The organism is Thalassoglobus neptunius (genome assembly GCF_007859735.1).
GTDB classification, from domain to species: domain Bacteria; phylum Planctomycetota; class Planctomycetia; order Planctomycetales; family Planctomycetaceae; genus Thalassoglobus; species Thalassoglobus neptunius.
The window spans coordinates 660,874-672,089 of the sequence record NZ_SIHI01000001.1 but is presented as its reverse complement, the minus strand read 5'-3'; the positions used below and the strand labels follow the sequence as shown (position 1 = coordinate 672,089).

11 protein-coding genes are annotated in these 11,216 nt (G+C 52.2%); 5 read left to right on the top strand and 6 right to left on the bottom strand.

All coding sequences use genetic code 11. The annotated features are described in order from the left end of the window. Positions 1–198 precede the first annotated feature (198 nt). Positions 199–906, top strand: coding sequence for a glycosyltransferase family 4 protein (locus KOR42_RS02645; RefSeq protein WP_146507064.1), 708 nt, complete (start codon positions 199–201; stop codon positions 904–906). Between the two features lie 118 nt (positions 907–1,024). On the opposite strand, the gene KOR42_RS02640 is transcribed toward KOR42_RS02645, so the two are convergent. From KOR42_RS02640 to KOR42_RS02625, 4 genes are all read right to left on the bottom strand, one after another. Continuing rightward, complete coding sequence (locus KOR42_RS02640; RefSeq protein ID WP_146507063.1) at positions 1,025–2,362, bottom strand: L,D-transpeptidase family protein; 1,338 nt, start codon at positions 2,360–2,362, stop codon at positions 1,025–1,027. A gap of 111 nt (positions 2,363–2,473) precedes the next feature. Continuing rightward, positions 2,474–2,674: a hypothetical protein gene (locus KOR42_RS02635; protein ID WP_146507062.1), complete on the bottom strand. Its 201-nt coding sequence runs from the start codon at positions 2,672–2,674 to the stop codon at positions 2,474–2,476. A gap of 209 nt (positions 2,675–2,883) precedes the next feature. After that, positions 2,884–3,888 carry a helix-turn-helix transcriptional regulator gene (locus tag KOR42_RS02630; protein ID WP_146507061.1) on the bottom strand — a complete coding sequence of 335 codons (1,005 nt, stop codon included), beginning with the start codon at positions 3,886–3,888 and terminating at the stop codon, positions 2,884–2,886. 121 nt (positions 3,889–4,009) lie between these two features. Continuing rightward, on the bottom strand, positions 4,010–4,342 hold the full coding sequence (locus KOR42_RS02625; RefSeq protein ID WP_146507060.1) for a hypothetical protein: 333 nt from the start codon (positions 4,340–4,342) through the stop codon (positions 4,010–4,012). A 305-nt stretch (positions 4,343–4,647) separates the two neighbouring features. Between KOR42_RS02625 and KOR42_RS02620 the strand changes: the two genes are divergently transcribed. After that, entirely contained in the window at positions 4,648–5,361 is a 714-nt protein-coding gene (locus tag KOR42_RS02620; RefSeq protein ID WP_146507059.1) for a hypothetical protein, read from the top strand. Positions 5,362–5,431: 70 nt separating this feature from the next. Here the strand turns inward: KOR42_RS02620 and KOR42_RS02615 are convergent, their stop codons facing one another. Beyond that, the gene (locus KOR42_RS02615) at positions 5,432–6,157 is read right to left on the bottom strand and encodes an SDR family oxidoreductase (protein WP_197440797.1); all 726 of its coding nucleotides are present in this window, start codon (positions 6,155–6,157) and stop codon (positions 5,432–5,434) included. Between the two features lie 94 nt (positions 6,158–6,251). Here KOR42_RS02615 and KOR42_RS02610 point away from each other — a divergent pair, with 94 nt between their 5' ends. Continuing rightward, a complete protein-coding gene (locus tag KOR42_RS02610; RefSeq protein ID WP_197440796.1) occupies positions 6,252–7,526 on the top strand; it encodes a CCA tRNA nucleotidyltransferase in 1,275 nt (424 codons plus the stop codon). A gap of 20 nt (positions 7,527–7,546) precedes the next feature. Here KOR42_RS02610 and KOR42_RS02605 read toward each other — a convergent pair whose 3' ends face one another. Then, positions 7,547–8,050, bottom strand: coding sequence for a TFIIB-type zinc ribbon-containing protein (locus tag KOR42_RS02605; RefSeq protein ID WP_146507056.1), 504 nt, complete (start codon positions 8,048–8,050; stop codon positions 7,547–7,549). A 914-nt stretch (positions 8,051–8,964) separates the two neighbouring features. Here KOR42_RS02605 and KOR42_RS02600 point away from each other — a divergent pair. Continuing rightward, positions 8,965–9,654 carry a hypothetical protein gene (locus KOR42_RS02600; protein ID WP_231740604.1) on the top strand — a complete coding sequence of 230 codons (690 nt, stop codon included), beginning with the start codon at positions 8,965–8,967 and terminating at the stop codon, positions 9,652–9,654. 355 nt (positions 9,655–10,009) lie between these two features. Next, a complete protein-coding gene (locus KOR42_RS02595; protein WP_146507054.1) occupies positions 10,010–11,065 on the top strand; it encodes an XdhC family protein in 1,056 nt (351 codons plus the stop codon). Positions 11,066–11,216: the final 151 nt, after the last annotated feature.

The window sequence follows — 11,216 nt, the reverse complement described above, 5'->3', positions numbered from 1 at the left end:
GAATCATTTCGATCATCTCCCACTGAAGGTCAGTCAGGTCACTTGGGTACGCTTTTCGAATCGCCTCGGACACCGTGCACTCCTTTGCGTTGATGAACCGCAAAGTGTGAACAAAACCAGACTTTCACAAAACCTCAGTTTCCGGATAGCCTCTCAGCGGACGTCACCTGGTTTAACTCCGACTTTCACAGGCAAACTCTGTTTTCGGAGATCGAATCGTTTCTCAAGAGTGCTCCTAAGCTGGCACCTGCTGACAATGAAAGATGGCAGCGATCACTGAACAGGTGCCGAGTCGTTTCGGAAGTTCACTCGCCCGCCATCGATCCCATTCCACTGCGAACGACCAGCGATGGACCGATACAGATTCTCTGGGCAGCACGTTGGGAACACGACAAGAACCCTCAGCAGTTTTTCGAAGCTCTCGATCTACTGAAAGCAGCGGGAGTCGAGTTTCGCTTGAACGTCGTTGGAGAAACGTTTCGCGAAGTCCCGAAATGTTTCGAAGAGGCTTCCCACCGATTCTCCGATCATATTGAGAACTGGGGATACGCCGAATCCGTGGAAGAGTATCGTCGGATTCTTGCTTCTTCCGACCTCATCGTCTCAACAGCGATTCATGAGTTCTTCGGAATTGCAGCTGTGGAAGCGATGTCGGCCGGGTGTCTGCCCGTCTTTCCCAATCGGTTGTCCTACCCGGAGCTGGTCAACCAAGCTTCGTCATTTCTGTACGACGGGACCACTCAGGAACTTGCCGATTCCATCAAACGCTGGAGTGAGATTCGACTCTCTGATCCCGAACGGTTTCATTCTCGACAGACGGAAGCGAGTGAGCTGGCATCCCGGTTTGCGTGGCAAATTCGAGCGCAGGAAATGGATGATCACCTCGAACAAATCGCCGACCGCTAGAGCAAGTTGCTCTTTCCTGTGCACTCGCTTGAACTCTTTCACAAGATAAAAAACTGAGTTTGCTCGTGCGAGTGAGTGCAAACCAAATCAGAAAACGCTCTAACAGTTGCGTTTGAGATCAGTGGCAGACCACGACCTCGGAGCCGACTGTGACAAGGTGGAACAGATCTTGAATGTGCTGATTGTGCAATCGAATGGATCCATTCGATTCTGCTCTCCCGATCGATTCGGGATCGATCGTGCCGTGGAACCCGATGCCATTGAGCGAAGCGTCTTCGTCATTGAAAGCGATCCAGAATTTCCCGTCCGAACTTGTGGGATGGGAGCTGGCTGTCGTTCTGTGTTGACCTTGATAAGTTGGCTCGGCCACTTTCTCGGTGACACGAAATCTTCCAACCGGAGTCAATCCATCGCGTCCAATACCAACCGGCATTCGGACGACAAAGTATCCTTGTGAGTGGACGGTCAATTCGTAGTCGCTTAAATCGACGACAACGTCAAACGGTCCCTGATTGACTTTGAGCTTCTGTCCGGCGCGGATTCGGTCCGGAGGAGTTTGATTGATCCGCGACAGATATTCCCACGGAACCTGATACTGCTTGGCGATCGTTTCGAGGCTGTCACCGAATACAACTTCATACGGTTCGATGTAATGCGGTTGTTTGTGGAAATAGACGCGTCGGGACAGAACCGTCAATCGATCAGAAAATTGCGAGCGAGAAGCCGGTTCTTTCCAGTACCAGATGGAAAGCTGTCGGAGTGCCTCAACTTCTCTTCCTTCTGCGACCATCGTATCGATCGATTCGAGATCCAACGGAACAGCTTTCAGGCGAGGCTGGGCTGGACGCAATTCGTGCACTTCGTCGATGTGACTCGCTTCAACATTCCCGTTCTCACTGAGGTGATCGGCGGTTTCCTCAACAGACTCTGACTCCGGTAAGGAGAAGTCGTGCTCTTCTGGCGTTGTAGCAGTGGTGACTGCCGCAACCTGCTGAATCCCGGACTCTGAGGAATCCGCTTCAACGACTTGGTTGAACGAGAGAGTGATCACTTTCGGAGCGTCGGATTCCAAATCTCCAGTCGACTGATTGTCGTCCAGTCGATGCTGAGTTGTCTCTGAGGAATCCCGTTCCTCTGTCTGCATTGGAGCTTCGGGAATGGTGAGGTCGACAGCTTGAGTCTCAGTCTCTGGTTGCTCAACAGTGGCCGCAATCTGGTCGTTTTCCGCAATCTGATCGTTCGATTTCGTCGATGGAGAGCGATCTTTGTCTGTACCAGGAATCGGAGGCATCGCCTCGTCAGGGACATTCACAACTTGACGAGTGACCGAGGGTTCAACGTTTCGGTCGGCCAGCATCCCGGATTGCCAGGCGGCAACGCCACACACACAAATCAGAATCACAAACCAGAACTGAAAAGTTTGCAGGGGATGTTTTTGTTGTTGATACTCATACATTTCGCAGTCGTCCTTGACGAAGTGTCGTCTTCCCGAAAACAACCTCCCTGAACACCAAATTTGCCGTCAGGTTTTGAATTGGTCCTAAAGCAGAGAAACCATGAAAGTGGCTCAGAACGCAGTCGTCGACACCGCTTCACGGTCGGAGGCAGACTCGACTGGTTCAGCCGGAATGCTGAAATAGGCGTCATCCCGGCTGATCGCCGGCTGCCGGTTGAGTTTCCACAACTGATGGGGTGCCAACCATTGCATCATCGTACAACCGTTGACCATTAAAGAAGTTGCTGTCAGCAGTAAGAATAAGCGTCGCATGGGAATCCTTCCCAAGGGATTGACGGTTGATAGCTCCTGTTCATTCGCGGAGAGAATCAGTTCGAGACTCTAGTTGCACAGTCAAGCTCTGCCAACATGGAATCAAACAGGGGCCGCCACTCAAGGAAGCAACCGGCAAAAATCGACACATTGATTGACCGAATAGAGAAGCTGGGCAAAGCGTGCGAGAAGAAATGTTCGCTGCCCAATCAGTCGCGATCCCGCTCGTCACTCTCCGGTTGCTCGTAGTTCGCGGACATATTTCGAATGTGCGATCGAATCAGCTCCACAAGCTCGGGTGGCTCCAGAACTTTCGCTTTGTCTCCATACCCGAGAATCCACCACGAAATCTCGTGAATGCCATCCACGGTGACATGAAAGTCGATGGTCCCATCATCGTTCCAGATGACGGTCTGAGTCGCATGCCACGTCACTTCCGCCACATTTCTGGCGACGAGAGGCGCGAAGCGGACGACCACATGTTTTCTGTTTCCTCGTTCACGAACCATATTCCATGCTTTGCCGAAATACTGTTCGAGACTGAACCGTTTCGGAACGACGAACGTATCTTCAGTCAGCGACGATTCGTGGACTCTTCCCAGATGAAATGTTCTCACTGCCCGGTGGATCGAAGAACGCCCGATGAGATACCACGATCGACGCTTGAAGAAAACGCGATAAGGGCTGACAAGCGTACTGATCTCTTTCTGGTCGTAGAGGCTGTCGTATCGAATGCGAAGCTTTTTCTTTTCAGCGATTGCCGCCAGTGCGCGATCGTAGTGGCTGCGGGAATCGTCGAGACTCGATTTCGGTTCGGTCCCCATCTTGACACCGGTCGTGAGTTCTCCCACGTAGCTTTTGAGATGATTCGGCAGGTTGCTTTGCAGCTTCATTGAAGCTTCACCTGCCGTTTCGAAGAACGGAATTCCACGTTTCGAATTTCCCAACTCTTGAGACAACAAGACCAATGACAACGTCTCTTCAAGCGTGAGATCTGTCGGAGGAAGATAGGGACTCTCGGAGATCCAATAGCCCCGCTGGCTCGCATCGTAAAGAATTGAAATCCCGGAATCCTGCAGAGTCTTGATGTCTCGAAAGATCGTTCGTCGACTCACTTTCAGAAAATCCGCCAACTCCTTGGTATTGTGAATTCGCCCCGATTCCAATCGTTCGAGAAGTTGCAGCAACCGTCGAATCTTACTGATGACTGACATGTTGATTATTCACTGTTCAGCCAATGTTTATCGCGATCCTCTCTTTGGCGAAGTTGGTTATCGCACATGCGTTCAGTGAATTCAACGTTCCCCTTTCCTCTGGTGGCCCACTCAGCGGGAATTACCAGATAATGTCGACGGTGCGACTTGCCGGACCTGCAGGAAACCAGGGTCGTCGGTAGCTGAAGTAAGGATATCGATAGTGATACCTGCCCGAGATTGATGGACCGACCGTTGGATGCAGATGCTGAGTTGACCACAAAGGATTCCAGGGCTTTCCTTCCGAGAGTTCAAATTCACTCATCGGAGGATTCTCAATCGGTTCAGGATTGGGTTCAAAGACGGGAGGTTCCGGAACACGGGGTTCCACACTGGGGACCACTTGTTCCTGAGCCCTTGCCGCATCGAGAGTGCATTCGCTCACCCCGAAAGTCGCCAGAACGATGAAAGTCATTGTGAATCGATGTCGCACAGGTCCGACCCTTCAGAGGATGATAAAAGCACTTCATGAGCCTACAAACTGTGGCAAAATGATGTTGAATGATTCCACAGAAATGACCTGAAACAGCCCCAGTCTCAAGTCGAACAAACCAATCAAGAGGGTTATGACGGCCACGTCAATTTTCTGGCTTTTGACTCCCTCTTTTGACTCAGTTCCTCCAATCGCAAGCCGATGACTAGGAATGTGGATTGTCATTCACACTTCCAGAAAGCCAACGCGGCCGAGACTTCGCGTCGAATACAGACAGGATTCTGTCGATGAGATCTCTGACCCCTGCCTCACTCTTCGTCTTGCTGGCGATCGTCATGCCATCGATGGCACGAGCGCAAGCCGGTCAACCTCCTGTGCCAGCCGATGTCCCCATCCAACAGGCTGGGCCAACAGTGCATGGCTCATTCACTGTCGGAAACAGCGAGCCGTTGTACTTCTACGACGACCAGGAACCCTGGAAGCACGGATACATCAAGGTGATGCCGTATTACGGAGGGTTTCATTCCTTTCGTCCGTACAACTATCACCACATCTTCAGTCAATCGAGCACCGCTCAACGCTTTCAGATGTCCCCGGTGATGCCCTATTCCCAGCAGTTCTGGCACTACTATGAAGCGATGACAGATCTCTCGCAGGGAAATCACGAGCCCGTCTTCCCAAGCATTCCGCTGAATGAATCGACTCAGCTTCCGCCACCTCTTCCAGACATTACCCCGCCGGAACCTGCACTCGAACTGGAACAGTCCTATTCACCGGAACCTGTGCAGACGATTGAAGCAATTCAACACGTTGAACCTTATCCGTTCAGCCATCACAATCGGCTGGCAAACAAGGTTCAGTTTCGGACTCCTCCGGAACATCGAACTCGACGCCATCCCCTCTCGCGTAATCCGTCCGAGCAGGTCTCCACGGAGAATTGGCCCGAAGACATCGAGAGAACTTTCAGGAAACTGAACCGAAGTCCTCTCCATTCAAAGTGATGCTGAACGCTTTGAATCAAGCGGTGAGCATCACAGTTGAGAGTCCGCGGCGAAACGGCTACCTGTTCGGTTAGCAGAATTCCTGAGTCGTCGGTTTGATCACGAGATCCGGAACGTGAGCTCGCGGCGGAAGGGCTGCCACTGCGACGATCATTGAGGCAATGTCACTCGGCTGGAGGATTCTTGCTCGATGCTCCGCACTCACGGGATTCGGCCGGGCGTCGAGAATCGGCGTCTCGACTTCTCCGGGATAAACATTCGTCACACGAATCCCGTTCTCTCGCTCTTCCAAGCCAACGCAAGTCCCGAGCGCCGTCATCGCGAACTTCGACGCACTATAGGCAACGCCACCGAGAAGGCTGGCGCGCAACCCGGCGATCGATGAGACGTTGATGATCAGACCATCTTTCCGCTCGCGCATCTGCGGCAGGACTGCCCGCATGATGTTGTAAGCTCCGGTGGCGTTCACCTTCATCAACTTGTCCCAGTCATCAGGACTGAGAACGTCCATCTTGCGGTTCGCAATATTGATTCCGGCACAGTTCAGTAAGATGTCGACGTGCCCCAACTGCTCATTGGCCCAATTCACCAGAGAGTCGACGTCGTCGCGACAGGAAACATCCGCAGCTTGAAACAGAATCTCGGCACCATCCGGCGCTGAGTCCGCGACCTCTTTCAGTTTTTCAACACGTCGACCAGAAATCGCAACTCGATAGCCCGCTCGGGCGAACTCGTGTGCGCATCCCGCTCCAATGCCTGTTCCACCACCAGTAATCAATACAGTTTTTCCAGACATCGCTATTTCGACTCCTTGTTGATTCTTGTCTCTGCGCCCAAACTGTATCGAGTCGCGTTCCCAGATTCAAAGTTCCAAAATATTGACCGCTCCTGTGTCTCCACGAGATTTTTCAATCGAAGTCATTCGCCGCCTCAAGTCCGAGGGCTTTACAGCCTATTGGGCGGGGGGATGCGTCCGCGATCTGCTTCGGAATATTGAACCGAACGACTTTGACGTCGCGACAGATGCCCCGCCTGAGTCGGTCCGAAAGATCTTCGGTCCCAAACGGACTCTTGCTGTCGGAGAGTCCTTCGGCGTGATGATCGTTCGGGGACCGAAATCGAGTGGTCAGATAGAAGTCGCCACTTTTCGAAGAGAAGGCGAGTATCTCGATGGCCGCCGTCCCACGACCGTCGAATTCTGCACCGCGGAAGAAGATGCTCAGCGTCGAGACTTCACCATCAACGGCATGTTCTACGATCCAATCGAAGAGCAGGTTCTCGACTACGTTGGCGGACAGGAGGACCTGAAGAAGAAAATTGTTCGGGCAATTGGCGACCCTCATGATCGAATGTCTGAAGACAAGCTGCGAATGTTGAGAGGCGTTCGATTCGCTGCCACGCTCGGATTTCTTCTTGATCCAGTCACAGGGGACGCCATTACACAGATGGCTTCACAGATTATCGTCGTCAGCCCGGAACGAATCGCTCAGGAGTTTCGGAAGATGCTCATCGACCGCGAACGGGCCACAGCCATGAAACTCTGTGAGTCGTTGAATCTCCTGCAAGTCATTCTTCCAGAAGTGATTGAACACTCCATTGAAAGCCAACTTGAAAACTGGACCGAACTCCTCGACATCCTTCACCAGTTGGAGGCCCCGCTGTTTGAGACGGCCTTCGCTGTCGTTTTGCGTGACGTCGCCGGCCACGCCATTCCCAACTCATCGCATCAATCCGTTGAGGAGGTCTCTGAGATTTGCAAACGTCTCAAACTTTCAAACCGCGTGACAGCACGCACTAGTTGGCTGGTTGAAAATCGCCACACGCTCGCAAATGTCACTCACATGGATCTCGCGAAACTCAAACGGCTCGCACAATCTCCCTTCTTTCCGGATTGGCTCACAGTCGCTCAAGCAGAAGTCAACGTCACGCGTCAACACCTCGACGAGTGGAATCATCTCCAGAATTTTCTCGATCAGAATCCCCCTGAAGACATCAGTCCTCCGGAACTCATCGATGGGCAAGACCTCATCAAGATGGGACTCGAACCGGGACCCGAATTCCGAGAAATTCTGACAGCTGTGCGCGACGCACAACTCAACAATCAGATCTCCACCACAGAAGAAGCTGTCGTTTTTGTGAAAAGAACTCGCCAGTCAAATTCATAGAAAGTAGCAGTGAGCGGCGGTCACAAGTTTGCGGAAGAACGCTCGCCGGGTGCTTGTTCGATCAGAGTCAATTCGCCTTCATCGAGCCAGACGATCAAGCACTCGCAACAGCTATCAATCGCCACATTCCCCGGTCCATAATAGACGTGGCACTCCATAATCCGATCACAGACAGGACACGGACGATGGCGAGCCAGTTCTTGGCGGTCGACAGGTTGTGCTTCGGCATCGGACGCGGAATAGCAACTTCGACGACTCCAGACGGTGGAGGCAAAGTGGTCCTGGTCGAATAGAATCCCGTTGCACTGCCGACAGTATTCCACGATCTCTTCGTCGAGAAATCCGCATTGAAGCGGAATCCGACAACTCGGACAAAGGCACTCGCTCACTTCACTCGCTGGGGAAACTCCATCGGATGAAATCGATGCCACTGTCGCAGAGCGGGTCTCTTCACATTCGAAGCAGAGAGAAGAACCGTGTTGTTCATCTGCAGTGATCGTTGCCCCGCAGGATTCGCAATTCATTGGATCCGCCTTCGTTCTCCAAGATTTTGAGTGAGCAACTCTAGACCCGTTTCACTGAAATCCGGGTTTGAAGTCACGAAAACCCATAAGTTTTCGCAATTTCTTAGACCATTCTCATGGTTTCTCTGCACTCACTCGAAATCGCCACAGTTGACGGAAGCTGTGCCTTCTCTCGGGAATCGCTGAGTTTCCGAGATGACGATGCCTGAGATCTCGCCCGGAACCAGACCTTGCCTCAGTGATCGGGGCGCCCTCGCTTTGGATTCGATTGCAGGAATGCGCGTCGAAGATTTGAACGCAAATTGTTCAACCAAATTCAGAACTCTTGACACATTCGACGTGGCATCAAAGCGGCCGGCACGATCTCAACGACTCCCAGAAAGACGCAAACCATTACGAAACAATCACTTACAAGCCGAATCGAACATCCCGAATTTATCGCCTGTGGCACTGGCACCGATTGTGCGGATTGTAACGACCGTGGGACAACGAGACCCATTTCCAGGATAGAAGAAAGAGGGTGTGTTCCCGAGCCTGCTGATCCCAGGTCAACACCCTCTTTCTTTCTTTCATTCTTCAGGGAAGCCTTCTGCTGGTCCCCGAAGCGGCCGAGACCAATTCGCACGGTCATCGAGCGAGGTCATTTTCTCTTGTTCATCTCGCAGCTTGGAGTGCACGATGAGATCAACGACGGAATCGCGATTGCCCTGATTCCATTCCTCGGGTTACTCTCCGGCGAACAGACGTTCTTTCAAGTCGAAGCCCCTTCCGGAACGACTTGAACTGCCAGCTTCACTGAACCGTTCATTCGAGAAAGGATTCTCGTGCCCTCCGACTCAAGGACTTTCCGGACTTGGCCACTGTTTGCGCTCATTCTGATCGGACTCGGTGTCTTGACCGAATGTGTCGTTACAGTGTCACAAATGAACGGTCCGTCCGGGCTGATCGCAGCGATCCCTTTTCTGGTCGTCTGTTTCGGATTGATTGGCATCGCTCGAAAACGGGGTTCACTCTCGCCATTTCACTTCATGGCAGGCACAGCCTGCATCCTGTCTTGCCTGTTGTGGTTGCCCTCTAATCTCGAAGCTGCCGAATTAGGCCTGATCGGTTGTGGACTCTGCCTGACACTCTTCCTCGTTGCGACGATTCTTTACTTCACTCAAATTTCAATCCCAGCTCAGTCGTATCAACAAATATCCCCACAGACCGATCACGCCGCACCTGTCCAACTCGAAACGATTCCATCAGAATTTCTCAACTTCCAGGAGCTTCAGGAAGAGCACTGCGACACGGACAACGTCACGCAAAGCTGGACCCGTTCTGTTGTGGAAGGTGAACTCGACCAGCTTGAAGGTGTCTTTACCGTTGAGTTCGCCGAAGGGCATCGAATTGTTCACTTTCACATTCCCGTCTTTCCTCCATTTCACTCCATTCCTGAAGGTTGGTGCGAGGCAGACGACGACAGCTACAAAGTCAGCCTGACTCAACTCTATTCCTACGGAACTCGGGTCACGGTTCGCCGGTCAGGCAACGCTGCTGAAGCTGATACCGTTCAAGTGAACGTCGTTTTGTCGTGTCCTCTTCCAAATCGATCCGCTGCCTGACGGGCTCACTCTTGCATGAGCCCCCGCTCTCAACTGGATCGAGTCCTTGCTGATCGCGAAAAACCGCTCTAAGATCAATTGAAGTCTCCGTGATGAGGAGTCCTTCCCGAACGGTTGCCAAGACATCAGAGCGTCAGTTGCACTTGCCTTTGTTCTCGCTGGGACGATTGGGCATGGTCTTCGTCCTTGGACCCGTGCAAATTCGCGAAGACCATCACGAAAATTGATTGAGAGCACTTTTTGATTTGGTTTGCACTCACCCGCACGAGCAAACTCAGCCTTGCATCTGATGAAACAGCGCAAGCGAGTGCACAGGACAGAGCAACTTGCTCTAGAGAATGAGTTTTCTGCCAATATGCGCGATGTCATCGATTCACTTCTTTCCGCGCACCGAACGCAGCGTCCCGTTGTCTTCACAGCTTTGATCGAAACTCGCGGGTCGACTCCTCAGAAGGCCGGTGCCACAATGCTGATCTATGAAGATGGTCGGCAAGTGGGAACTTTGGGCGGCGGTTGTGTCGAAGCAGAGGTCAAGAGGCGGGCATTGGAATGTCTCTCAACATCTCAACGACAACTCGAAACATTCCAGCTGGACCACGACTACGGCTGGGACGATGGTCTCATTTGTGGCGGAAGAATGATCACGCTGATCGATCCAATCGGCGGAAACTCAAGGATTGAGTATTACGAATCTCTCCTCAAGCAAATTGATTCTGGCGAAGGATTCACCCAAGCCATCCGGATCGAAGACGATGACGGAACAATTCCGGCGGGTGCTCGCTATCTGTTCGATCACAACAACACTCTGATCGCGCAAACAGATGATCACGACTTCCCGAATTCCAACAGCGGATTCATTCCCGAACTCAAGTCGCTCCCGAGACCCAAGATGTCTCAGGGATGGGCATATTTGCCGACGCTTCCGAAGTTTGAGCTGTTCATCTTCGGTGCCGGTCACGTCGGGAAGAAAGTGAGCGAATACGCCAGCCAGACGGGATTCGAAGTGACAGTCGTCGATGATCGGGAGATCTATTGCAATCCCCAAAATCTTCCGGACGCCAAACACTGCCTCGTTGGCGAGTTCGATGAAGTCATCGATTCGATGGAATTCGGTCCGCGCTCGTTCTGTATCATTGTGACCCGTGGACACAACCACGACGAAGAAGCTTTGTTCCACTTAATTCGAAAGCAAACCTGCTATCTGGGGATGATCGGTTCAAAGAGAAAGATTCGATTGATCTTCGATGATCTGATCGCGCAGGGAATCGAAGCCCACGAACTGGAACGCGTTCACGCACCGATCGGGCTGGAAATTGGATCGCAGACGGTTCCGGAAATTGCCATCAGTATCGTGGCTGAACTCATCTCTTTTCGCAGCCAACTGTCGACTTCGGTCAGACCTCACAAGTAAACCAAATCTGAGTTTGCTTCCCGCTGACCTAAAGTCGCTCCTTCGAGGGAAACGTTTGCATTGCACAGAGAATTCGCGAACACCATTTCCTATCGACACAAAAAAAAGGGCGGTTCATCAAATGAACCGCCCTGAGCGTTCTCTTAGATCT